Source organism: Aquabacter sp., from assembly GCF_965279295.1.
In the GTDB taxonomy this organism is placed as follows: Bacteria; Pseudomonadota; Alphaproteobacteria; order Rhizobiales; family Xanthobacteraceae; genus Aquabacter.
Genome location: NZ_CBDIHQ010000011.1, coordinates 116247 through 140702, shown reverse-complemented (window position 1 = coordinate 140702; position 24456 = coordinate 116247). Strand labels below are relative to the sequence as shown.

The window sequence follows — 24456 nt, the reverse complement described above, 5'->3', positions numbered from 1 at the left end:
GGTGCTCCCGTGCTTGGGAAATCAGACTTCGACGCGCTTGATGGTGAGGCTCTTCAGATAGGCGGTGGGATCAGAGGGATCGAACACCTTGCCGTCGAAGAACGTCTCCTTGCCGCGTGATGTGGAGGCGGGAATGTCGGTGGCCGCGACTGAGAGGGACTTTGCCGCCTCGCGCCACAGGTCTTCGCGGTTGACCTTTGAGACCAGCGCCTTGATGTCCGTGGAGGGCTCGTACTTGCCCCAGCGGATGTCCTCGGTGATGAACCAAGTGTCGTGGCTCTGGAATGGGTAGGAGGCGTGATCCTTCCAGAACTTCATGTACTGGTCGGAGTTCTTCACCACCCGGCCGTTGCCGTAATTGATGTCGCCCTTGAGGCGGCCGATGATGTCGGCGACGGGGACATTGAACCACTGGCGCTTGCCGACGATCTCGGCCAGCTCCTGCTTGTTCTCCATCTTGTCGCACCATTGCTGGGCTTCCAGCACGGCCATCAGGATGGCCTTGGTGGTGTTGGGGTTCTTGTCGACGAAGTCGGCGCGCATGCCGAGCGCCTTCTCCGGATGCTCCTTCCAAATCTCGCCGGTGGTGCAGGCGGTGAAGCCGATGCCCTGGTTGACGAGTTGTTCGTTCCACGGCTCGCCGACGCAGAAGGCATCCATGTTGCCCACCTTCATGTTCGCCACCATCTGGGGCGGCGGCACGACGATGGTGGAGACGTCCTTGTCGGGGTCGATCCCGGCGGAGGCGAGCCAGTAGCGGAGCCACAGGTCATGTGTGCCGCCCGGGAACGTCATCGCGACCTTCACCTCCTTGCCTTCGGCCTTTTTCTTGGCGAATGCGGCCTTCAGGGCCGAGGCGTCAGCCGTGACCTTCAAATCCTTGTATTCGTTGGAAACCGAGATCGCCTGCGCGTCGAGGTTGAGGCGCGCCAGGATGTACATGGGGGTCGGCGTATTGTTCTGCGTGACCTTCCCGCTCGAGATGAGGTAGGGCATGGGTGAGAGAATGTGCGCGCCGTCGATGCCGTTGGCCGCGCCGCCGAGCACGAGATTGTCGCGCGTCGCGCCCCAGGAGGCCTGCTTCACCACCTCAACGTCAGGCACGCCATACTTTGCGAACAGGCCCTTTTCCTTGGCGATCACCAGGGGCGAGGCATCCATCAAGGCGATATAGCCGAGGATGGCCTTGGTGGTTTCCGGTGCCGCCGCATAGGCGGAGGGAACGCCGCCGGGGAAGGCCATGCGTATCCCATCGAACAGGGCTGCGGTGCCGAGCGCCGCAACACCGCCCTTCAGCAGAGAGCGGCGCGAGAGGGACGCGGTTGGGGCCGGCTTGGTATCGGAAGCGTCGGTCATTGAGTTCCCCTGTGGTCGCCATTGGCGACGGGCCCGAAAACGAAAAAAGCCGCAGACTCCACGACGGCTCCTTGGCCATCGGGTGTCAGCGGCTCTGCTGCGGGTCCCGTCTTTGGGACGATTGGTTGGCACGATCCTCGTCGACCGCGCTTGGCCCTCTATATTCAAGAGGCGTGCCAAGTGGTGGCTCGCCCATCAATGCTTTGGAATCATTATGAGATACTTCCCTGCTTAGGGATTAAGCAGATGCAATAAGCGCCCTTCGCATGCGCAAAAAGTCGGCAGGTGGCGGAAGATGGGGCACGCCAGCCGGTGTGCGACACGCGCGGTCTTGCAGCGCCACCGCCGCCCGTCCACCATGCCGCCGGCCTTGGAAGCCGCTTGCGGGAGCAGACCATGTGTATCAATTGCAGCCTGAATGAAGCTCTGGGCGGCTTCGCGGTGGGTGCCCCCGCCGCCGTGCCCCAGCCTTTCAGGATGAGCCGCCGCAGTTTCGTGGGCGGCACCATCGCCTGCACAGCAGCCGCTTCCACCGCGCCCATCTCCGCGTTGGCGCAGAGCGTGCCGGGTGCGGACATCATTCTGCGGGGCGGGAAGGTCTACACCCAGAACCCAGCGCAGCCATGGGCCGAGGCATTGGCGGTCAGCGGTAATACAATCGCGGCCGTGGGCACCAATGCCGACATCGACAAGCTCAAGGGCTCCAGCACCAAAGTGGTGGAGCTGAACGGCCGGCTGGTGATGCCGGGCTTCGTGGAAGGGCACATCCACCCCTTCCTTGGCGCCTTCCTCACGTCCGGCATCGATCTTCAGGTGCCGACCTTGGATGAGGCGCTGGCAGTCATCGCGCGTCATGCGAAGGAGCATCCCACCGGCAATATTCGCGGCTTCGGCTGGCGCGTGGACATGTTTCCGCCGGAGGGGCCTTCGCGGCATTATCTGGACAAGATCATTCCCGACCGCCCGGCCTTCTTCTTCTCCATCGACGGCCACAGCCTGTGGGCAAACAGCAAGGCGCTGGAACTGGCGAAGGTCGACAAGGACACGCCGGACCCGATCCCGCGCTTCAGCTATTACGTGCGCGACGAGAAGGGCTTTCCCAACGGCTATGTGCTGGAAGTGAATGCGGTGCTCGCCCTGGTCAATGCGGTCGAGCCGATTTCGCCCGCGGCCATGAGCAAGCTGATGGAGGGCTGGCTGCCCAAGGCCTCCGCCGCCGGCATCACCTCGATCTTCGATGCCGGCGTGCCCCCGGTCGGCGGTAGCCAGGCGGACATCCTCGGTTTCTACACCGCCCTCGACAAGCAGGGCGTTCTCCCGTTCCGGGTCGTCGGCTCGTATCTGGTGAAGTCGCCGCCATTTGAGGATGTCGTCCAGGAGCTTCAAGCTCTCAGAAAGCAGGTTTCATCCGAACTGGTTGAGATCTCGATGGTGAAGATCATCGGCGACGGCACCCAGGAGGGTTACACCGCATGGCTCGTGGAGGCTTATTCCGACAAGCCGGGCTTCTTCGGCGCCTCGCCCTTCTCGGAGGAGCAGTGGACCAAGCTCGTGAGCATGGTGGATGCTGCCGGTTTCGATGTGCATATCCACGCTTGCGGTGACGGCACCGCGCGTGCGGCGCTCAACGCCATCGAGAAGGCGATTGCAGCAAACCCCGCTCGTGACCGCCGGCACACCATCGCGCATCTGGTCTATGTGACAGACCAGGACATCCCGCGCTTCGCCAAGCTGGGCGTAAATTCGCAATTCTCGGCCAACTGGTTCTCCGCCGATCCGGACACCTCCGAAATCCTTAGGGATCGTTACGGCGAGCGGCAGAAGAATCTGTACCGCGTGCGCTCAACCCTTGAGAGCGCCGGGCGCGTGTCCTTCGGCACGGACTGGCCGGCGGCGGGCTATTTCTCCACCTACAAGCCGCTGGATTCCATCCAGATCGCGGTGACCCGCCAGCTTATCGGCAAGGCCACCAACCCGGTGTTGGCACCCGCCGAGGAGCGCCTGACGCTCGCCCAAGCGGTGCACGCCAATACCATGGGCGGGGCGCATCAGATCCGCATGGAAAACAAGATCGGCTCGCTCGAAATCGGTAAGTTCGCCGACCTCGTGGTGCTGGAGAAGAACATCTTCGAGGGGGATGTTCACGACATCGCCCACACCAAGATCGACCTGACGCTGATGAACGGCAAGGCCACGCACGGAACAGTGTGAGCGCCTCTGTTTGCTCCCTCTCCCGCAAGCGGGACCTCTGCGAAAGGAGCCGGCACGGAGTCGGTGGTATCTCTTGAGTGACTGCGCTATGCCCCCTCTCCCCGACGGGGAGAGGGTTGGGGTGAGGGGGCAACCCTCTCCAGTTTTGAAATGTCGGAGCCCCCTCACCCGGCTGCTTCGCAGCCGACCTCTCCCCCTCGGGGCGAGGTAAAAACAGCCCGGCCTCTGCATCTAACGAACCGCGGAAGTTTGTGAGATCTCTTTCGCAGAACTCTCGCAAGCGGGGGAGGGAACGTGCTCACCCCAGCGCCCGCAGATGCCGCATCGGGCGGCCCGGAGCCACGGACTGGGCGGCAGAGACGATGCCGGCCGCGTCGATGCCGTTATGCCGGTAAAGGTCCGCGATGGTTCCGGTCTGCCCGAAATGCTCCACTCCGAGCGCGCGCACCCGGTGCCCGTGCACCGAGCCGAGCCATCCCAGCGTTGCCGGGTGGCCGTCGATGACGGTGACGAGACCGCAATGGCGCGGGAGCGGCTCGAGCAGCCGCTCGACATGGCTCTTGGCGTGGAAAAGTCCCTTCTCGCGGGCGCGGGCGGCGGCGTTCCATCCGGCGCTCAGGCGATCCGCAGAGGTGACGGCCAGGAGGCCGATGTCTCGCCTGTCCCCCGCCATCAGGCCGACAGCCTCGATCGCCTCCGGCGTCACCGCTCCCTGCACCGCCACCACCACCTCGGCGTTGGGGCCGGGTTCGCGCAGCCAATAGGCGCCGTCCACCATGTGCTGCTTCTGGAGGTTGGTCAGGACCCGCTTGGGCTGTTCAAGGGCGCGCGTGGACAGGCGGAAATAGACTGAGCCGCCGGTGTCGTCTCCCAGCCAGTTGGCGTCGTCGTCCTGCTCCGCATTTTCGCGTTGCACATAGTCGAAGGCGAACCCCATCAGGGTCGCCAACTCGTCCACGAAGCAGGGCTCGAACGAGGCAAGGCCGTCCTGTGCCATGCCGATGAGCGGCGTCGAGATCGACTGGTGCGCGCCGCCCTCCGGCGCCAGCGTCACGCCCGAGGGCGTCGCCACAAGAATGAAGCGGGCGTCCTGGTAGCAGGCATAATTCAGCGCATCGAGGCCCCGGCAGATGAATGGGTCATACAGCGTGCCCACGGGAATCAGCCGCGCGCCGAACAGCGAATGCGAGAGGCCGAACGCCGAGAGCATCAGGAACAGGTTCATCTCCGCGATGCCCAGTTCCATGTGCTGGCCCTTGGGCGAGAAGTCCCAATTGAAGGTCGAGGGGATACGTTCGCGCTTGAACACGTCCGCCAACTCGCGCTCGGCAAACAGGCCGCGCCGGTTCACCCACGGGCCGAGATTGGTGGAGACGGTCACATCCGGGGAGGTGGTGACGATGCGGTTCGCCAGCGCGCTGTCGCCGCGTGCCAGATCCTGAAGGATCAGGCCGAAGCCGGCCTGGGTGGAGAGGGTGGCGTTCGGCGGCGTGGCGATGCTCGGCACCGGCAAGGCAGGGGAGACGAGGCGGCGCGTGCCCTCGGCCTTGAAGGGCACCTTGTCGAGAAACGCCGCCAGGGTCCGCGACGGCGTCTTCAGTCCTTCGAACGGCTCCCATTCGTGGCCGGTGCGGACGTTCATGGCGCTCCGCAGGATTTCCACCTGCGCGGCGGTCATGAGGCCGGCATGGTTGTCCTTGTGGCCGGCCAGCGGAAGGCCCATGCCCTTGACGGTGTAGCAGAGAAAGCAGACCGGCTTGTCGTGGTCGATGCCGTCGAACGCCTCGATAATGGTCGGCAGGTCATGGCCGCCCAGGTTGGTCATGAGCGCCGACAATTCGTCGTCCGACCTGCGTTCGATCAGCGCCGTGACGTCGCCCTGGTCGCCGAGGTCATCCAGCAGGCGCTTGCGCCATGCCGCGCCACCCTGGAAGGTGAGGGCGGAATATTCGACGTTCGGGCAGGCGTCGATCCAGGCCTTGAGCTTGGCACCGCCCTTTTCCGTGAAGGCCGCCTGCTGGAGCGAGCCGTATTTCAGGATGACGACCTGCCAGCCCATGGCCTCGAAGATGCCGACGAACCGCTCATACAGGCCCTCGCGGACCACCGCGTCGAGGCTCTGGCGATTGTAGTCGACGATCCACCAGGTGTTGCGCAGATCGTGCTTCCAGCCCTCCAGCAGGGCCTCGAAGACATTGCCTTCGTCCAGCTCCGCATCGCCCACGAGCGCGATCATCCGCCCCTCGGGCCGGTCGGAGAAGCCGTGGGCGCGGACGTAATCCTGTGCGAGGCTGGCGAACAGGGTCTGCGCCACGCCCAGGCCCACGGAGCCGGTGGAGAAATCCACGTCGTCCGTGTCCTTGGTGCGCGAGGGATAGGATTGCGCGCCCTTGTAGGCACGGAACGCCTCCAGCTTTTCGCGGGTCTGGTTGCCCAGCAGATATTGGATGGCGTGGAAGATCGGGCTGGCATGGGGCTTCACCGCCACCCGGTCCTGCGGCCGCAGAGTGTGGAAATACAGCGCCGTCATGATGGTGGCGAGCGAGGCCGAGGATGCCTGGTGTCCGCCCACCTTCAGCCCGTCCGCGCTCTCACGCAGGTGGTTGGCATTGTGGATGGTCCAGCTCGCCAGCCACAGAACCTTGCGTTCCAGTTCGGCGAGAATTTCGATTTCCGTCCCGGCCATGGTCTTGGCGGCCATCTTCGGCGCTCCCTGCGGCGCAAATCGCCGTGCGAAGCCATGATAGATGCGTGAAAGAGGCGTTTTCCGTCGAAATCGGGCTGCCGGAAATCCAAGTGCGCACTATTATGCCGAGAAGAGGCAGAGATAAGATCGAAACATGCAGATCGACGCCATAGACCGAAAGATCCTCGCCCTGTTGCAGGTGGACGGGCGCATGAGTGTCGCCGATCTTGCGGCGAAAGTCGGTCTCTCGCCATCCCCCTGCCTGCGGCGGGTGCGGGCGCTGGAAGTATCGGGCCTGATCTCGCGCTATGTCGCGGTGCTGGACCAGCGCGCCGCCGGCCTGCCGGTGAGCGTGTTCGTTTCCATCAAGCTGGAGCGCCAGCGGGAAGATGCGCTCGACGCCTTCTCCGCTGCCATCCGCCGGTGGCCCGAGGTGCTGGAATGCTACCTCATGACCGGACAGCGCGATTATCTCCTGCGCGTCGTGGTGGCGGACCTGGAGAGCTATGAGCGGTTTCTCAAATCCAAGCTGACGCGCCTGGACGGCATCGCCTCCATCGAAAGCTCGTTCGCGCTCGAGCAGGTGAAATATTCCAACGTCCTGCCGCTCGGCTAAGATCGAACCAAGAGACATCGGCTGGGTTGCATCAGCGGCTACGGGTAAGGAACACGCACATGACCATACGTGTCGGCATCGGCGGCTGGACCTACGAGCCCTGGCGCGGGAGCTTTTTTCCCGGAGATCTAAAGAAGGCCCGCGAACTGGAATTCGCCAGCCGCGCCGTCACCTCCATCGAGGTGAACGGCACCTTCTACCGGACCCAGACCCCCAAAACGTTCAAAAGCTGGGCCGACCAAGTGCCAGATGGCTTCGTGTTCGCGCTGAAGGCGGTGCGCTACGTCACCAATCGGCGAGTCCTTGCCGAAGCCGGCGAAAGTATCCAGGCGTTCGTCAACAGCGGGCTGGTGGAGCTTGGCGACAAACTCGGGCCGATCAACTGGCAGTTCGCCGGCACGAAGAAATTCGATCCCGAAGATTTCGGTGCGTTTCTCGCGCTGCTGCCCGAGAAGGTCGACGGCGTGGCGCTGCGCCACGCGGTCGAGGTGAGGCACGAGAGCTTCTGCTGCCCGCAGTTCATCGCACTCGCCCGCAAGCACAAGGTGGCGGTGGTGATCGCGGACAGCCTCGATTACCCCACCATTGGCGATCTCACAGCCGATTTCGTCTATGCCCGGCTTCAGGATGCCAAAGCGGAGATTGAGACCGGCTATGACGCCAAGGCGCTTGGAACCTGGCGCAAGCGCGCCACAGAATGGGCCAAGGGCGAGGCGGCGGACGGCCTGCCGACCTATGGCGATGCCCCCGCCAAGTCAGGCAAGCACGACGTCTTCATCTACATGATCAACGGCGCCAAGGAACGCGCGCCCGCCGCCGCCATGGCGTTGTTGGAGAAGCTCGGCAAGGAGTGAAGCTCAGTCCTCCCGCAAGATGTCGATGGTGTCCGGCGGCGCGGTGGCTTTGGCGCGGTGGTGCGTGACTTTCTTGCGCGGCACAGGCGCGTCGTAGACATGCAGCACAAGCGCGGCGCGGGTCAGCACGGCGAAGATGAGCGCGGTGGACCAGCCGAACAGAAGCATCCCGTTGGCGGCGGTGATCGGCCCGAGCAGCCGCCAGCGCCGCGCGGGCAGGATGTCCCCGTATCCCAGGGTCGTGAAGTTCACGAAGGCGAGATAATAGCCATCCCCCGTCTTTGCCGCGCCCACCAGGTCATAGGACATTGCCCAGACCGCGACGTGGAGCATATGGGAGAAAGACAGCACGCTGCCGGTTAGCATCATGGTCAGGGCGAAGGCCTCGATGCGCCGCCGCTCGACGGTGCGCCGCCGCATGCCGCGCATGAACCGCATCAGAAACACGCTGATGACCGAGTGGATGGCGATGTTCACCATGCTCACCAGGATCCCGAACAGCAATTCTATCGGTACCATTGCGACCTCCGCCTTTCGGGCGCTCGCCTAAAGCCAATGACGTGCCTCAGGAACCGGCGCAAGGCCCGGGGAACCCTGCGCGCCGGGCTTCGTTGATTTTAAGGCGAGAGGGAGGAACAAGCCGGGAGAACCACAATGCACCGCCATGTGGAAGCCGAATCGGCCAAGAACAAGGTGACGCTGCAATACTGGTCATCGTTCCAGTCCGTGACGATACCGGAGACGTGGCCTGAGCCCTATGCATTCGCCAATCTGGAGGAGGCGATGACCTTCGCCATGACCCAATCCCCGGCCGGCCGGGAACTCGCCTGGCTGCGCACCGCCGAGGGGCGCGTACTGACCGCCGAGCAGATTCGCAGGGCCATCGAGCAGTGTCCGAGCTGACCTTCCGGGGGCGGCAACCCGCCACGCATTGATTTGCCGCCGCTCTTGTGTATTTTGCGCCGCAAAATGAAGCCAGCGGGTTCGAGACGTATCGAGCCCGCCTTTTGGTGTTTGGAACTCATGGAACTGCGCAATATCGCCATTATCGCCCACGTCGACCACGGCAAGACGACGCTGGTCGACAAGCTGCTCCAGCAGTCCGGCTCCTTCCGCGACAACCAGCGTGTCGCCGAGCGGGTCATGGATTCCAACGACCTGGAAAAAGAACGCGGCATCACCATCCTGGCCAAGGCCACCTCGGTGGTGTGGAAAGGTGTGCGCATCAACATCGTCGACACCCCGGGCCATGCCGATTTCGGCGGCGAGGTGGAGCGCATCCTCTCCATGGTGGACGGCGCGATCGTTCTCGTGGACGCCGCTGAAGGCCCCATGCCGCAGACCAAGTTCGTGGTCGGCAAGGCGCTGAAGATCGGCCTCAAGCCCATCGTCGCCATCAACAAGGTGGATCGGCCGGACGGTCGCCCGCAGGAAGTCATCAACGAGGTGTTCGACTTGTTCGCGGCGCTCGACGCCACCGACGAGCAGCTCGACTTCCCGATTCTCTACGGTTCCGGCCGCGATGGCTGGATGGCCGATGAGCCCGAGGGCCCGAAGGATCAGGCGCTCGGCCCGCTGTTCGATCTGGTGCTGAAGCATGTGCCGCCGGCCCATGTGGACGAGATGCCGTTCCGCATGCTCGGCACGCTGCTTGAGGCGAACCCGTTCCTCGGCCGCATCATCACGGGCCGCATCTCCTCGGGCTCTGTGCGCCCGAATCAGAGCGTCAAGGTGCTCGACCGCGAGGGCAACCTCGTTGAGACCGGCCGCGTCTCGAAGATTCTCGCGTTCCGCGGCATCGAGCGTCAGCCCATCGAAATCGGCGAAGCGGGCGACATCGTATCGATCGCCGGCCTCGTGAAGGGCTCCGTGGCCGACACCTTCTGCGATCCCTCGGTCGACACCGCGATCCAGGCACAGCCGATCGATCCGCCGACCGTCACAATGTCCTTCATCGTCAACGATTCGCCGCTGGCCGGCACCGAGGGCGACAAGGTCACGAGCCGCATGATCCGCGACCGCCTGTTCAAGGAGGGCGAGGGCAACGTCACGCTGAAGATCGAGGAATCCGACGACAAGGATTCGTTCTTCGTCTCCGGGCGCGGCGAACTCCAGCTCGCGATCCTGATCGAAACCATGCGCCGCGAGGGCTTCGAGCTGGCGGTGTCGCGGCCCCGCGTCGTGTATTCCCAGGGGCCGAACGGCGAGACCCTTGAGCCCGTCGAGGAAGTCGTCATCGACGTGGACGAGGAATATTCCGGCACCGTGGTGCAGAAGATGTCCGAGCGCCGCGCCGAAATGGTGGAAATGCGCCCCTCTGGCGGCAATCGCCAGCGCCTCGTGTTCTACGCTCCCACCCGTGGCCTCATCGGCTATCAGTCGGAACTGCTCACCGACACCCGTGGCACCGCCATCATGAACCGCCTATTCAAGGCTTATGAGCCGCACAAGGGCGAGATTCCGAGCCGCACCAACGGCGTCCTGATCTCGAATGAGTCCGGCGAAGCCGTGGCCTACGCGCTGTGGAACCTGGAAGATCGCGGCCCGATGATCATCGAGCCGGGCTGGAAAGTGTACCAGGGCATGCTGGTCGGCATCCACAACCGGGACAACGACCTGGAAGTGAACGTGCTCAAGGGCAAGAAGCTCACTAACATCCGCACCACGTCGAAGGATGAGGCCGTGCGCCTGACCCCGCCGATCCGCATGACGCTGGAGCGGTCGCTGGCCTGGATTCAGGACGACGAACTGGTGGAAGTGACACCCAAGTCCATCCGCCTGCGCAAGCGCTGGCTCGACCCGAACGAGCGCAAGCGCAACGAGCGCAAGAGCGTCAGCGAACTCGCCTGAGGCGTGCCTCAGCGTTTGCTCTGAAAAACGAAAGGCCGGGCTCAGCCCGGCCTTTTTCATTTGGATTGGGCAGGTTTTGTCCCGGACAAGCGACGGCGCAGCCGGAGCGCCGATCCGGGACCCAGCGAAAAGGCCGGCGAAGCCGGCCGTCAGCGACCAGCGTGAAGCATCTCCGCCGCGTGGCGGCGGAGATGGGTTGAAGCGCCTGCGGCGTTCCCTTGCGCTGGATCCCGGATCTGCGCTCAAGCTTCGCTTTCGCTTGTCCGGACAACATCAGCGCAGCCACCTTACCCCTTCGGGCGCTTGTCCACCACGCGGCGGGCCTTGCCTGCGGAACGCTCGATGGAGCCGGGTGCCTGGATGGTCACGCGGGTGGTGATGCCGATAGTGTCCTTGATGCGCGTCACCAGCCGCTCAGCGTGAACCTTAAGGCCGGCGCCGTCCCAATGCTCCTCGCGGGCCTCGGTGAGGACGCTCATCTCGTCCATGCGCCCTTCGCGGGTCAGTTCGATGAAGAAGTGGCCGGCGCACCAGTCGGTGGCGAGCAGGGCTTCCTCGATCTGGGTCGGGAACACATTGACCCCGCGCAGGATCATCATGTCGTCGGAGCGGCCCGTCACCTTCTCCATGCGCCGCATGCCGGGGCGCGCCGTGCCGGGAAGCAGGCGCGTGAGGTCGCGGGTGCGATAGCGGATGATCGGAAAGGCTTCCTTGGTCAGCGAGGTGAAGACCAGTTCGCCCATCTCGCCGTCCGGCACCACCTCGCCCGTCACGGGATCGATGATCTCGGGATAGAAATGGTCTTCCCAGACGTGCAGGCCGTCCTTGGTCTCCACGCACTCCTGCGCGACACCGGGGCCGATCACTTCCGAGAGGCCATAGATGTCGGTGGCGTCCATGGCAAAGGCGTGCTCGATCTCCCCGCGCATGGCATTCGTCCATGGCTCTGCGCCGAAAATGCCGAACTTGAGCGAGCTTTCGCGCGGGTCGAGCCCGGCTTTGGCGAAGCCGTCGAGGATGGCCAGCATGTAGCTGGGCGTCACCATGATGACCTCGGGCTTGAAGTCGGTGATGAGCTGGACCTGCCGGTCTGTCATGCCGCCGGACATCGGCACGACGGTACAGCCGAGGCGCTCGGCACCGTAATGCGCGCCGAGGCCGCCGGTGAACAGGCCGTAGCCGTAGGCCACATGCACCATCATGCCGGGGCGTGCGCCGGCGGCGCGGATCGAGCGGGCCATCACGTCCGCCCACATGTCGATGTCGGCCTGCGTGTAGCCCACGACGATCGGCTTGCCGGTGGTGCCCGAGGAGCCGTGGATGCGCGCCAGCTTCTCGCGCGGCACGGCGAACAGGCCGAAGGGATAGTTGTCCCGCAGGTCCTTCTTCACCGTGAACGGGAATTTGGCGAGGTCGGACAGGTCTTTGAAGTCCGAGGGGTGCACGCCCGCCGCGTCGAACTGCGCGCGGTAGAACGGCACGTTGTCGTAGGCATGCTTCAGCGACCAGGCGAGGCGCCGGCGCTGGAGAGACATGACCTCGTCACGGGACGCGCGCTCGACGGCGTCGAGGCCGTCCTTGATGCTGCGGTCGAAGCTGGTGGCCGGCTGCGCCATGTTCATTATCTCCTCCGCTCAGGACTTTGTTTGCGCGTCTGGCGCGATGATCGGGCCGCCTATGGTGCGGGAATGGCCGCGAAATTCCGCGATCAACTCGCCGTCCTGCGTGACGCTCACGTCGTAGATGCCGGAGCGCCCGGCGCGGGTGATTTCTCGCGCGGTTGCCACCAATGTGTGGCCCCGGGTGCCCGGCCGAAGGAAGCTGATGGAGCAGTGCCCCGCGACGCTGCGCTCGTCATAAGTGTTGCAGGCGAAGGCGAAGGCACTGTCGGCCAGCGTGAAGATAAAGCCGCCGTGTGCCGTGCCGTGCCCGTTCGCCATATAGGGCGCCAGCACCATGGAGAGGGTGGCAGAGCCGGGGGCCACCGCCAGCAATTCCATGCCGAGGCCGCGCGTCGCGGGATCGTTTTCCCACATGGTGTCGGCGCACAGCCGCGCGGTCTCCTCGGGGGAGCGGACGTTAGTCAGCGTGCTCATGAGGAGCGGCCCGTGAAGCGGGGCGCGCGCTTTTCCATGAAGGCTTTGGTGCCTTCGGCATAGTCAGGGCTACGCCCCGCCTCGCGCTGAAGATCGCGTTCCAGGTCGAGCTGGGTGTCGAGATCGTTACCGGCGGAAGCGTTGAGCGCCTGCTTGGTCAGCGCCAGGCCGTGGGTCGGCTGGGTCGCGAGATGGGCGACGAGCTTTTCCGCCTCCGGGCGCAGGTCGGTGTCTTCCACCGCCCGCCAGATCATACCCCAGCTTTCCGCTTCATCGGCGGTGACGGGTTCCGCCAGCATCATGAGCGCGCGGGCGCGGGCATCGCCCACCAGGCGTGGCAGGAAGAAGGTGCCGCCGGAATCCGGCACGAGGCCGATCTTCGAGAACGCCTGGATGAATTTCGCGGACTTCGCCGCAAGCACGATGTCGCAGGCGAAGGCGATGTTTGCTCCGGCACCGGCTGCGACGCCGTTGACCGCGCAGACCACAGGCTTCTTCAGCGCCCGGATGCGGCGGATCAGGGGATTATAGAAGGTCTCGATGGTGGCGCCGAGGTCCGGGGCCTCCTTGAGGCCGACCCGCGCACCCAGATCCTGGCCGGCGCAGAAGCCGCGACCGGCGCCGGTGAGGAGAACCGCGCGGCAGGTCTCGTCGGCGGCGATCTCATCGAGGGCGCCGCGCAATGCGAGGTGCAGCTCCTCGGTGAAGGCGTTCAACCGGTCCGGCCGGTTCAGGGTCAAAGCGGTCCAGCCGTCATGGCGGTCCACGAGAAGCACGTTCTCCACCCGATCCTCCCACTGGGCTCCTCAGAGAGCCTCTTGAATTAACCGATCGATCGGTTAATCTTTAGCTCAAGGAGCAAGCTTGTCAATCAGGCCGACAATGCTCCACCGGCACGGAGGATGCCATGTCGAAGCGATTTCCCAAGTGCCGAACCCCGCCCCCTTCGGGAATAAGTGCCTGTTCGGCGATCTGTTTGTCCGAAATTTCCGCAGATTCGGCTTTCCCGAAGCAGCGTGTTCGGGTTTTCTGCGCGCTCCAAATCGCCTGACCCGGATCATCGGAGATCATCATGACGCACGCCTATATCTGCGACTTCGCGCGCACCCCCATCGGCCGCTATGCCGGCGCCCTGAAGGATGTGCGCGCCGATGATCTGGCGGCTCATCCGATCCGCGTCCTGAAGGACCGCAATCCCAATATCGATTGGGAGGCAGTGGACGACGTGATTCTCGGCTGCGCCAACCAGGGCGGCGAGGACAATCGCGACGTGGCCCGCATGGCGGCGCTGCTGGCGGGCCTGCCGGTGAGCGCGCCCGGCACCACTGTCAACCGGCTGTGCGGCTCCGGCCTCGACGCGGTGGGCATCGGCGCCCGCGCCATTCTCACGGGCGATGCCGACCTCATCATCTCCGGCGGCGTCGAGAGCATGACCCGCGCGCCCTTCGTCATGGGCAAGGCGACCGACGCCTTCTCCCGCCAGGCGGAAATCTTCGACACCACCATCGGCTGGCGTTTCATCAACCCGCTGATGAAGGCGCAGTACGGCGTCGACTCCATGCCGGAGACCGGCGAGAACGTCGCGGCGGACTTCCAGGTGTCCCGTGCCGACCAAGACCTGTTCGCCTACAATTCCCAGCAGCGCGCCAAGGCCGCGCAGGACGCCGGCTTCTTCGAGCGCGAGATCGCCCCCATCGAACTGAAGGGCAAGAAGGGCGCGGTGACCGTCTTCTCCAAGGACGAGCATCCGCGTGCCGAGACCACCCTTGAGCAGCTTGCCGCTCTGAAGACCCCGTTCCGAAAGGAAGGCGGCTCGGTCACGGCCGGCAACGCCTCCGGCGTCAACGACGGCGCTGGCGCGCTCATCATCGCTTCCGAGGCGGCGGTGAAGAAGTATGGCCTCACCCCGCGCGCCCGCGTCGTCTCGGTGGTCCAGGCCGGCGTGCCGCCGCGCATCATGGGCATCGGCCCGGCCCCGGCGACCCGCAAGCTGCTGGAGAAGAACAAGCTCTCCCTCAGTGACATCGACCTGATCGAACTGAACGAGGCGTTCGCCTCGCAGGCGCTCGCCGTTCTGCGCCAGCTTGGCCTGCCGGATAACGCCGAGCATGTGAACCCGCACGGCGGCGCCATCGCGCTCGGCCATCCGCTCGGCATGTCCGGCGCGCGCCTCGCCATGACGGCGGTGAACGCGCTGGAAACCCGTGGCGGCAAGCGCGCCGTCTGCACCATGTGCATCGGCGTCGGCCAGGGCATCGCCGCCCTCATCGAGCTGGTGTGACGTGACTGCGATCCCCACCCCCGTCACCATCTGCCGCCACGGCCCTGTTGCCGTGGTGGAGATTTCAAATCCCCCGGTCAACGCGCTCTCCCGTGCGGTCCGCCTGGGTCTCATCGAGGCCATGGCGACACTGGGGGCGGATGCGTCCGTGAAGGGGGTGGTGATCAGCGGCGGCGCCGGGCGGTTCATTGCTGGCGCCGATATTCGCGAGATGAACCTGCCGCCCGAAGACCCGTCCCTGCCGGACGTGGTGTCCGCCATCGACGCTGTCGAGAAGCCGGTCGTCGCCGTCATTGACGGCGCGGCCCTGGGCGGCGGGCTGGAAATCGCTCTGGCCTGCGATGCCCGCCTGGGCTCCCCCAAGGCGCTGCTCGGGCTTCCCGAAACGCGCCTCGGCATCATTCCCGGCGCCGGCGGGACGCAGCGCCTGCCGCGTCTGGTGGGCATCGCCAAGGCGATCCCGCTGATCTGCGAAGGGCGGGTCTTGAAGGCAAAGGAAGCGTTGGAGCTTGGGCTGCTGGACGAGATCGTCGCGGACGACGTGCTCGCCGATTCCTTCCTCACCGTCCTGAGCCTGGCGAAACACGGCACCAAGCGCCGCGTCTCCGCTTTGCCGGTGCCGGAGGGCGCCGCCGCCGAGGAGGATGCCGCCGCCGCGCTGGCGCTGAAGGGTGCCAAGGGGGTTCCCGCCATAGCCGAGGCGATCCGTGTGATCCGCGCGGTGCGCGATGGTGATTTCGAGCAAGGGGTGGCCCGCGAGCGCGCGGCCTTCCTGACGCTTCGTGAGAGCGCGGAGGCCGCCGCGCTGCGCCATCTGTTCTTCGCCGAGCGCGAGGCCGGCAAGGTGCCCGGCCTTGAGGGCGCCACCCCGCGTGCGTTCGCGCGCACCGCCGTCATCGGCGCTGGCACCATGGGCGCCGGCATTGCTGTGGCGCTGGCAGATGCCGGCCTTTCCGTGGTCCTGGTCGATCGCGACGCCGAGGCGGCGGCTGCCGGCTTCGCGAAGGTGCAGGGGCTTTACGAGCGGCCGGTCAAGAGCGGCCGGCTGACACGGGCGCAGGCAGACGAGCGCATCGCGCGCGTCACGCCCACCGCCGACTGGCAGTTGCTCGCGGATGTCGACCTCATCATCGAGGCTGCGTTCGAAGCGATGGATGTGAAAGCCGATATCTTCCGGCGCCTCGATGCCATCGCCCGCCGCGGCGCGGTGCTTGCGAGCAACACCTCCTATCTCGACCTCGACGCCATTGCCGCCGTGACCGCGCGCCCGCAGGACGTGGTGGGCCTGCACTTCTTCGCGCCGGCCAATCTGATGCGCCTGCTGGAAGTGGTGAAGGCGGAGAAGACTGGGCCCGACGTCCTCGCCACCGCGCTGGCCTTCGCCAAGAAGATCGGCAAGCAGGCGATCGTCGCCGGCAATTGCGACGGCTTCATCGGCAATCGCATCTATGCCGTCTATCGCCGCCACGCGGAATATCTGGTGGAAGACGGCGCGGCGTCGCAGGACGTGGACGCGGCCCTGGAAGCCTACGGTTTCGCCATGGGCATCTTCGCGGTCTCCGATATGTCGGGCCTCGACATCGCTTTCGCCATGCGTAAGCGCCGGGCCGCGACCCGCGACCCCAACGAGCGATATGTCGCCATTCCGGATCGCCTGTGCGAGGCCGGCCGGCTCGGCCGCAAGACCGGGGCGGGATGGTATGCCTATGACGCGGCGGGCAAGGCCGCGCTCGATCCCGCGACCGGGGAAATCGTCGCCGCCGCCCGCGCGGAAAAGGGCATCACGCCGCGCACCTTCACGCCGGAAGAGATCCAGCGCCGCCTCATCGCCGTGATGGCGAACGAGGGGGCGAAGGAACTGGAGGAAGGCATCGCGCTGCGCGCCTCCGACATCGATCTCACCTTCGTCAACGGCTACGGCTTCCCGCGCCTGAAGGGCGGACCGATGTTCGCGGCCGACCAGATGGGACTTGTCGAGGTGCTGCGCGAGGTCGAGGCCGCCCACGCGGCGGGCGGCGCCGGGTCGGAACCATCCGCGCTGCTCCAGCACCTTGCCCGCACCGGCGGTAGCTTCGCGCAGTGGCGCAAGGGCTGAGCTCTGGCGTCTTACACGTTCATCGCAAATTCCTCAGGCGGGCGGATGCCGCTTCGCCTGAGGATGTCCTGAGGGATTAAGACCATGACACGCCTCATCGAAAGCTACGCCCTCGATCGCTGGGTGGCTCCCACAGTCGGCCTGGTGGACATTCCGAGCGCCATCGACGGTCACGTCGTCGCGCAGGCATCCACCAAGGGGCTCGATTTTGCGGCGATGGTGCGTCATGCGCGGGAGGTGGGCGGACCGGCGCTGCGGGCGCTGACCTTCCACCAGCGCGCCGACATGCTGCGTGGCCTGGCCAAGATCCTGGGTGAGCAGAAGGAGCCGCTCTACGCGCTCTCTGCCGATACGGGCGCCACTAAGCGTGACAATTTCTTCGACATCGACGGCGGTCTCGGCACCCTGTTCGCCTATGCCTCGCGCGGCCGCAGGGAATTGCCGAGCGAACGATTCGTGGTGGAGGGTGCGCCGGAAGCGCTGTCCAAAAACGGAACCTTCGTCGGCATGCATATCCTGACTCCGCTCAACGGCGTCGCGGTGCATATCAACGCCTTTAACTTCCCCTGTTGGGGCATGCTGGAAAAGCTGGCGCCGGCTATCCTCGCGGGCGTGCCGGTCATCACCAAGCCCGCCACCTCAACGGCTTATGTGGCTGAAGCGGTGGTGCGGCAGATCATCGATGCCGGCATCCTGCCGCCCGGCGCGCTGCAATTCGTGTGCGGTTCGGCCGGCGATCTGCTGGATCATCTGACGGGACAGGACGTGCTGTCCTTCACCGGCTCGGCGGCGACCTCCCAGGCCCTGCGCGATCATCCCGTGGTGTCGCGCAACGCGGTGCGCTTCATAGCCGAGCGGCGACTCCCTCAACGCCGCCGTGCTCGGCACCGATGCGGTTGCCGGCACACCGGAGTTTGACCTGTTTATCAAGGAAGTGGCGCGCGAGATGACAGTGAAGGCGGGCCAGAAGTGCACCGCCATCCGCCGCATCTTCGTGCCGCGCGAACAGGCGGCGGCCGCCGAAGCGGCGCTGGCCGCCCAGCTTTCCGCCATCACCGTGGGTGATCCGCGCCGGGACGATGTGCGCATGGGCCCGCTCGCCAGCCTTGCCCAGCGCGAAGCGGTGCGCGAAGCGGTGGCGGAGATCGCCCAGGAAGCGGACATCGTCTTCGGCAGCGTGGATACGGCGCAGCCTTTGGGCGGGAGCCTCGCTGATGGCGCCTTCATGGCGCCCGTCCTTCTGTGCTGCGCACAGCCGCGCACGGCCTCCGCGCCGCACCATGTGGAGGCGTTCGGCCCGGTCGCGACCCTGATGCCCTACGATGGGCTGGACGATGCGGTGGCATTGGTGGCCATGGGCGAGGGCAGCCTAGTCGCGTCCGTCTACACCTATGACGAAGACGTGGCGGAAAAGCTGGTATTCGGCATCGCCGCCCACCACGGGCGTGTGCTGGTGCTCGACCGCGACTGTGCAAAGGAGTCCACCGGCCATGGCTCGCCTATGCCTGGCCTGGTGCATGGCGGTCCGGGCCGTGCCGGTGGCGGCGAGGAGATGGGCGGGCTGCGTGGTGTGTTCCACTATATGCAGCGCACGGCGCTTCAGGGCTCGCCGCGCAGGATATCCGCGCTGACCCGCAACTGGATCAAGGGCGCGCCTGCGCCCGCGCCGTTCCAGCATCCGTTCAAGACCGATTTCGACGGTCTGGCGGTGGGCGATACGGTGGAGACCGCCGCGCGGACCATAACGCTCGACGATATCGAGCATTTCGCCCATTTCACCGGCGATACCTTCTACGCCCACATGGACGAGGAAGCGGCCAAGGCCAACCCGTTCTTCCCGGGCCGGGTGGCGCATGGCTATCTGATTCTGTCGTTCGCCGCCGGGCTGTTCGTGGACCCCGCGCCGGGCCCGCTGCTGGCGAATTACGGCCTCGACAATCTGCGCTTCCTGAAGCCGGTTTCGCCCGGCGACGACATCCGCGTGCGCCTTACGGTCAAGCAGAAGCAGGCGGCGCGTAAGCCGGAATACGGCGAGGTGCGGTGGGACGCGGAAGTGTTCAACCAGGACGGCGACACGGTCGCGCGCTACGAACTCCTGACCATGAGCGCGCGCAAGGCGGCGGCGTAAAGAAAAACGCGGCCGGGGTGGAGACCCGGCCGCGTGCGTCACGCGTCGTCGCTGCTGTGCTTGCGCATCACCGAGGGCGGATCGCTGGCGGGGAAGCTGTCGTCAAGTTCCTTGTCGAGTGCTTCCGAGGCTGCCTGATGCTCGGGGGATTTGGCCTTCGCATCCTTGTCACGGGCAACTTCCGCACCGGTGAAGCTTGAGGGGTTGGTCGCGGCCGGCGGGTCGCTGGCGGGAAAGCTGTTCTCCAGCGCCTTGTCCAATTCGGCTTCCTGGCGGTGTCTGTCGGCCTTTGTCTGCTGCGCGTCGTTGGTCATGTCAGCCTCTCCTCCGGGGGCGGATGGCGCTGGGTATCCGCGCGATCCTCGTCCCCAAAGCAACGCTCTAGAGCCTCATTTGGTTGCGGCCGGCACCGCCAGCAGGGCCACGACCGGAAAGTCACGCAGCAGGTCGGCCACCTGAAGCTTGCGGCCCTCCGCTGCGACGTCGCCGTCCCCCAGCACATCCGTGAACTGCGTCGCAGCGCCCTCGGGCAGGAGAACGGCGGTGTCGCGCCATGTGGACGGCGGCGGCAAAGGGATCTCCGCATTGGCGCCGAGAATGCCGGCGCAATGCCGTGGTACCACCACGAGCAGCGACACGTCCTCATGCCGGCGTAGGAAGGCCACCGCCCGGTTTGCCGCAGGTCCGGCCAGCGCGAGCGGTTCATAGGTGCCGGCGGCGAATAGCGCGGGATGGGCTTCCCGAAGGTGGAGCAACCGCGCAATGAGCGCCTGCTTGACTCGACCGTCCTGCCAATGCGCAAGCAGGTCGGCGGGGGCGGTGCCGGCGCGTAGCGCCCGTTCGCGCACCACATAATCCACCGGTCGACGGTTGTCTGGATCGACCAGGCTGAAGTCCCAGAACTCCGTGCCCTGATACAGGTCCGGCATTCCGGGAACGGTGTATTTGAGCGCGGTCTGCGCCAGACTGTTGAGCGCACCTGCCGGCGCCAGGCGCCGTGCGAAGTTCGCGATCCGCGCGCGCAGTTCAGCTCCCGCCGGCTGCTGGAGGATGGCGCCGAGGAACCACCGGCACGCCTCCTCATAGGCGGTGTCGGGGAAGATCCAATTGGTGCGCCGCTTGGCCTCCCGCAGGGCCTTGACCTGCCAGCCGGCGACCCGCTCGCAATAGGCGGCGACGCCCGCGTCATCGTCCGGCGAGAGGTCGAGCGGCCAGGCGCCGATCAGCGTCTGGTAGAGCATCACCTCGTCGCTCGGCTCCGGGGCGATGCCGCCCTCCAGCGTGGCGCGCAGCGGTTCCGCCAGCGCCATCAGGCGCTCCAGTTCGTTCTGCCATTCCCTCGGGATTTCGCTCAGCACCGCAAGCCGCAGGCGGGCATCCTCGCCCCGCTTGTGGTCGTGGGTGGCGGTGGCGAGCATGGCGCCGGGGAGGCGCGCCGCTCTCGCTGCATTCGCGGCGTGGAAGTCGGTGGGTGAAAGTCCCATCTGCTGCGGGTCCGAGCCCACCTCGTTGCGCGAGAGCAGTCGGCCGTAACGATAGAACAGCGTATCTTCCACCGACTTCGCAGCGATGGGGGAGGTGAGTTGCTGGAACTTGGCGATGGCATGCGCCCGCGTGCCCGCTTCCAATATGTCACCGAGCCCGTTCGGGGCCGCGCCGCCGAGCCATCCGTCGATCAGGTCGAGCACCGGATGGTCGATGGGCGGCAAGCGTTTGCGGGCCTGGGCGAGGGCCTGGGAAACATAGGTCCAATCCTGCTCTGAGCGGCCCGAGGCGTCGGCATAGGTGCGGTAGACCGGGAAGGCGACCACCAGTTCGTTCAACGCCCGACGAATGGCGGCGAGGGTGATGTCGCGGGTGTCGAGATCGCCGCGGGCGACGCGGTGCAGGGCGCGGGTCGCGGTCTGCATCTCGGCGCCAAAGCCGCCCCTCAGAACCTGCCGGCGCGCGGCTTCGACCTGCGCGGCATAATGCTCGGCATCGCCGGTCGCCTGTCCCCACACCTGGTCGAGCGCCTCGTCGGCGTCGCCGTCATGGAGCAGGGCGGAGACTTCGTCCATGAAGTCGTAGCCGGTGGTGCCGTCGACCTGCCATCCGTCCGGCATCCGCTCGCCGCGATGCAGGATCTTTTCCAGAACGACATAGCCGCCGGCGGGCGCATCGTCGGGCCGGCGGGCATCGAGTTGCTCCAGCCGCTTGCGCAGGCGGCGACAATAGGTGGCGGGGTCGGAGATGCCGTCCACATGGTCGATGCGGAACCCATCCACCAGTGCGTCGGCATAGAGGCGGAACACCAGCGCATGGGACTGCTCGAACACCTCCTGCCGCTCCACCTGCACCCCGGCGAGGTCGGTGATGTCGAAGAAGCGGCGCCAGTTGAGATCATCGTTCGCGGTGCGCCACCATGCGAGGCGGAAGTTTTGCCGCTCCAGCAGCGCGTGCAGCCGGCGGCATCCTTCCTTGTCGGAGGCATCATGGGCCGCGAGCACGTCGGCGAGCAGATCGGTGCCGGCATCGGCGAGAATGGAAAGCTGATCCTTCAGCCGCATAGCTTCCGACTTGCCGGTGCGATCCGGCGTCACCGCAGCGAAAGCGGTGCGCAGGTCGGCGAGCGCGGGGATGTTCGCCGCCGCAAGGATATCGCCGTAATGAAACGGACAGATGGGAAAGACATGGTCGTAATGGCGCGCCTGGAATTCGCCGCGCGCGGTGTCATAGCCGAGCGTGATGGTGCCTTCGCGCAGGGCTTCGCCATAGGGCGTGCCGAGGAACGGCGCGAGCACCTTGCCTTCCAGCGCGCTGTCGGCCGGCGTCCAGTTGATGTCGAAGACATCTGCATAGGCGCTGTCGCGCCCCCATTCGAGCACGTCGAGCCAAACCCGGTTGTCGCTGCCGCCGACCCCCATATGGTTCGGCACGATATCGAGGATCAGTCCCATGCCCCGCGCCCGCAGCGCGCTCACCAGCCGCCCCAGCGCCGCCTCGCCGCCAAGTTCCGGGTCCAGCGTGCCATGGTCCACCGTATCGTAGCCATGGCGCGAACCGCGCCGTGAGGTGAGCAGCGGCGAGGCGTAGATATGGCTGATCCCGAGGTCGGCGAAATAGCCGACCAGGGGAACCGCCGCATCCAGCGTGAAGTCCTCGTGGAACTGCAGACGGACGGTGGCGCGGGGGATTCTCATGTGCTCTTTCTTGCGAGGTCGAGGATCGCGAGGCGCGCGAGAACGTCGGGATCGTCGAGCACATGCGCCGCCTGCGCGGTGAGTCGGCGGCGCCAGTTGGGGTGCTCGTCTATGGTGCCCGGCAGGTTGGGCTGCTCCGGCAGGGCGAGGGCGTCCTCGACCGGGATCACCACCAGCGGGGCCGGGGTGCGGCCGATGAAGTTCAGCGCGGCATCCACCACGGCTTCGGGGGCTTCCGGTGGGGCGTTGGGGTCGGTGTCCTCGGGAGCGATCGCCTGCCAGATGTTGTAGCGGTCGCGGGTGCGGCCCTCGCGTTCGCTGCGCTCGTCCTGGCCTTCGCCGACGATGCCGAGCGGCACGCGCCAGTCGATGTCGCGTCCCTTCCACCAGCCGGCCACGGTGGGCAGGTCGTGGGTGCCGGTGACGGCGATGGCATTGGGGGAATAGTGGTCGGCGCGGGTGAACCAGTCGTCGTGCCGCTCGAACCACAGCACCTTCATGCCGAGGATGCCGCGACCCGAGAGCTTCTCGCGGAAGCCCTCTGGCACGGTGCCGAGATCCTCGCCGATGACGATGGTGTTGCGGCGGTGAGATTCTAGCGCCACCAGCCGCGCCAGATCGTCGAACGGATAGGCGAGATAGGCGCCTTCTGTCGCGGAGAAGCCCTCCGGCACCAGCCACAGGCGCATCAGTCCCATGATGTGGTCGATGCGCACCCCACCGGCATGGGCCATCACCGCGCCCAGCATGTCGCGGAAGCCGGCGAAGCCGGAATTCACCAGTGCACGGGGCGAGAAGGCGGAGAGGCCCCAACTCTGGCCGAGGCCGTTCAGCAGGTCCGGCGGCGCGCCCACGGAAAGGCCGATCAGCATGTCCGACTGACGGCTCCACGCCTGGCTCCCGCCGCCATCTGTGCCGACCGCGAGGTCGCTGATGAGGCCGATGGGCATGCCTGCGGAAACCGCTGCATCCTGAGCCTGGGCCAGACTCGCATCGGCGACCCATTGCAGGAAGGCGTGGAAGCTCACTTCCGCGCCGTGCTGGCGCGCGAAGGCGGCCACCGCATCGCTGGTCGGGTCGGCAAGGCCGCCGCCCCAGGTGCGCCAGTTCCATTTGGAGGGATCTGCGCCGAACTGCGCGGCGTGGATCGCCTCGAACCGGGCATGGTCTTCAAGCGGCTGGCCGGCGGCGGTGCGGAAGGCGGCGAAGGCCGCCATCTGCTCGGGGCTGCGGGCCAGGGCGTTCTCGTAGATATGCCGCATGATGGCGAGCTTGATCGGGCCGGCGGTGGGCCAGTCCACCATGTGCGCCCGCTCCAGGCTGGCAATGGTGGTGCCGCAGCCGAGCGCGGCGATTGCTTCCTCCACCGCATGACCGCCCAGCACGACGCCAGGGTCGGCATGAAGCGGGCTCAGGAATTGCCGGCTGGAGGGCGCATAGGGGCTGAAATGGTGCGGATCCGCCGAGAAGCCGGCGTGCACCGGGCTCAGCACGAGGCCGGAGGCGCCGGCGTTTGCAGCCTTCACCGCGAACTGCGAGAGGCCGGAGAAGTCGCCGATGCCGCAGTCCCCGTCGCGCCGAAGCGAATAGATCTGCACCGCCAGCGCCCACAGGCGCGCCTGCGGGCTCTCCGCCGCGTCGGCGATGCTGAAGCAGCTTGTGGGCGCCACCGCCAACACGGTGCGGATGCCGCCGGCCTCCAGCATGTGGTAGCCCGGCGTGTCGAACGCGGGCAGCGTCAGCGCGCCGTCCTCGATCTCCGCCTCGCCTTCCACCACGCCACCGCCGTCGAGAGCGACGTGGTAGCGCACAGTCCCGGCGGAGCCGGGAAGCGAAAGACGGACCGGCGTGCCAGCGTCCGCCGTCACCAGCGGCGGCACCTGGGCGATGCGCTCGACCTGGGTTCGGGCGATGCTCTCGGTGATCTGCGCCGGGCTGTCGGCGGGCAGCTCAAGCGCGGCGAGGATGGCGCGCAGGGAAGGCGCCGGCACGCTCTGCGGGCGGCCGAAGGCGTCGTGCCAATGGGGTGAAATGCCGGCGAGGCGGGCGAGGGTCAGCAGCGCGTCATCCATGCGCGGGTCTCTTCATGCCGGGAAGGGAA

Annotated in this window: 17 protein-coding genes and 1 pseudogene; 8 read left to right on the top strand and 10 right to left on the bottom strand. The window is 66.2% G+C overall.

The annotated features are described in order from the left end of the window. Positions 1-21: 21 nt before the first annotated feature. Positions 22-1356 carry a CmpA/NrtA family ABC transporter substrate-binding protein gene (locus ADADO0_RS05050; RefSeq protein ID WP_511304009.1) on the bottom strand — a complete coding sequence of 445 codons (1335 nt, stop codon included), beginning with the start codon at positions 1354-1356 and terminating at the stop codon, positions 22-24. Positions 1357-1752: 396 nt separating this feature from the next. Between ADADO0_RS05050 and ADADO0_RS05045 the strand changes: the two genes are divergently transcribed. Continuing rightward, positions 1753-3567 (top strand): amidohydrolase, encoded by a 1815-nt coding sequence (locus ADADO0_RS05045; protein ID WP_511304008.1) that lies wholly within the window; start codon positions 1753-1755, stop codon positions 3565-3567. Positions 3568-3865: 298 nt separating this feature from the next. Here the strand turns inward: ADADO0_RS05045 and ADADO0_RS05040 are convergent, their stop codons facing one another. Beyond that, on the bottom strand, positions 3866-6268 hold the full coding sequence (locus tag ADADO0_RS05040) for a thiamine pyrophosphate-binding protein (RefSeq protein ID WP_511304007.1): 2403 nt from the start codon (positions 6266-6268) through the stop codon (positions 3866-3868). A 139-nt stretch (positions 6269-6407) separates the two neighbouring features. On the opposite strand from ADADO0_RS05040, the gene ADADO0_RS05035 reads away from it, so the two are divergent. Together ADADO0_RS05035 and ADADO0_RS05030 are read left to right on the top strand one after the other, a co-directional pair. Beyond that, on the top strand, positions 6408-6869 hold the full coding sequence (locus tag ADADO0_RS05035) for an Lrp/AsnC family transcriptional regulator (protein WP_511304006.1): 462 nt from the start codon (positions 6408-6410) through the stop codon (positions 6867-6869). A gap of 59 nt (positions 6870-6928) precedes the next feature. Continuing rightward, entirely contained in the window at positions 6929-7723 is a 795-nt protein-coding gene (locus tag ADADO0_RS05030) for a DUF72 domain-containing protein (RefSeq protein WP_511304005.1), read from the top strand. A 3-nt stretch (positions 7724-7726) separates the two neighbouring features. Here ADADO0_RS05030 and ADADO0_RS05025 read toward each other — a convergent pair whose 3' ends face one another. Then, a complete protein-coding gene (locus ADADO0_RS05025; protein WP_511304004.1) occupies positions 7727-8242 on the bottom strand; it encodes an ion channel in 516 nt (171 codons plus the stop codon). A gap of 135 nt (positions 8243-8377) precedes the next feature. Here ADADO0_RS05025 and ADADO0_RS05020 point away from each other — a divergent pair, with 135 nt between their 5' ends. Beyond that, the gene (locus tag ADADO0_RS05020) at positions 8378-8626 is read left to right on the top strand and encodes a hypothetical protein (RefSeq protein WP_511304003.1); all 249 of its coding nucleotides are present in this window, start codon (positions 8378-8380) and stop codon (positions 8624-8626) included. Positions 8627-8746: 120 nt separating this feature from the next. After that, the gene (gene typA, locus ADADO0_RS05015; protein WP_511304002.1) at positions 8747-10573 is read left to right on the top strand and encodes a translational GTPase TypA; all 1827 of its coding nucleotides are present in this window, start codon (positions 8747-8749) and stop codon (positions 10571-10573) included. A 287-nt stretch (positions 10574-10860) separates the two neighbouring features. Here typA and paaK read toward each other — a convergent pair whose 3' ends face one another. The 4 genes from paaK to ADADO0_RS04995 form a co-directional block, all read right to left on the bottom strand. Beyond that, a complete protein-coding gene (paaK, locus tag ADADO0_RS05010; RefSeq protein ID WP_511304001.1) occupies positions 10861-12189 on the bottom strand; it encodes a phenylacetate--CoA ligase PaaK in 1329 nt (442 codons plus the stop codon). Between the two features lie 18 nt (positions 12190-12207). Next, complete coding sequence (gene paaI, locus ADADO0_RS05005) at positions 12208-12669, bottom strand: hydroxyphenylacetyl-CoA thioesterase PaaI (protein ID WP_511304000.1); 462 nt, start codon at positions 12667-12669, stop codon at positions 12208-12210. Continuing rightward, positions 12666-13454 (bottom strand): 2-(1,2-epoxy-1,2-dihydrophenyl)acetyl-CoA isomerase PaaG, encoded by a 789-nt coding sequence (gene paaG / locus ADADO0_RS05000; protein ID WP_511303999.1) that lies wholly within the window; start codon positions 13452-13454, stop codon positions 12666-12668. Before paaG ends, paaI begins: the two co-directional genes overlap by 4 nt. A gap of 82 nt (positions 13455-13536) precedes the next feature. Then, positions 13537-13743 (bottom strand): hypothetical protein, encoded by a 207-nt coding sequence (locus tag ADADO0_RS04995; protein WP_511303998.1) that lies wholly within the window; start codon positions 13741-13743, stop codon positions 13537-13539. Here ADADO0_RS04995 and pcaF point away from each other — a divergent pair. From pcaF to paaZ, 3 genes and pseudogenes are all read left to right on the top strand, one after another. After that, positions 13742-14950 carry a 3-oxoadipyl-CoA thiolase gene (gene pcaF / locus ADADO0_RS04990; protein ID WP_511303996.1) on the top strand — a complete coding sequence of 403 codons (1209 nt, stop codon included), beginning with the start codon at positions 13742-13744 and terminating at the stop codon, positions 14948-14950. The genes ADADO0_RS04995 and pcaF overlap by 2 nt on opposite strands. Position 14951: 1 nt before the next feature. Continuing rightward, the gene (locus ADADO0_RS04985) at positions 14952-17045 is read left to right on the top strand and encodes an FAD-dependent oxidoreductase (RefSeq protein ID WP_511303995.1); all 2094 of its coding nucleotides are present in this window, start codon (positions 14952-14954) and stop codon (positions 17043-17045) included. An 84-nt stretch (positions 17046-17129) separates the two neighbouring features. Beyond that, positions 17130-19173, top strand: a pseudogene (paaZ, locus tag ADADO0_RS04980) (phenylacetic acid degradation bifunctional protein PaaZ). Positions 19174-19211: 38 nt separating this feature from the next. On the opposite strand, the gene ADADO0_RS04975 reads toward paaZ, so the two are convergent. The 3 genes from ADADO0_RS04975 to malQ all read right to left on the bottom strand — a co-directional run bounded on the left by ADADO0_RS04975 (position 19212) and on the right by malQ (position 24427). Further along, positions 19212-19487, bottom strand: coding sequence for a hypothetical protein (locus tag ADADO0_RS04975; protein WP_511303994.1), 276 nt, complete (start codon positions 19485-19487; stop codon positions 19212-19214). Between the two features lie 75 nt (positions 19488-19562). Further along, positions 19563-22355: a malto-oligosyltrehalose synthase gene (treY, locus tag ADADO0_RS04970; RefSeq protein ID WP_511303993.1), complete on the bottom strand. Its 2793-nt coding sequence runs from the start codon at positions 22353-22355 to the stop codon at positions 19563-19565. Continuing rightward, entirely contained in the window at positions 22352-24427 is a 2076-nt protein-coding gene (gene malQ, locus ADADO0_RS04965) for a 4-alpha-glucanotransferase (RefSeq protein ID WP_511303992.1), read from the bottom strand. Before malQ ends, treY begins: the two co-directional genes overlap by 4 nt. Between the last annotated feature and the right edge of the window lie 29 nt (positions 24428-24456).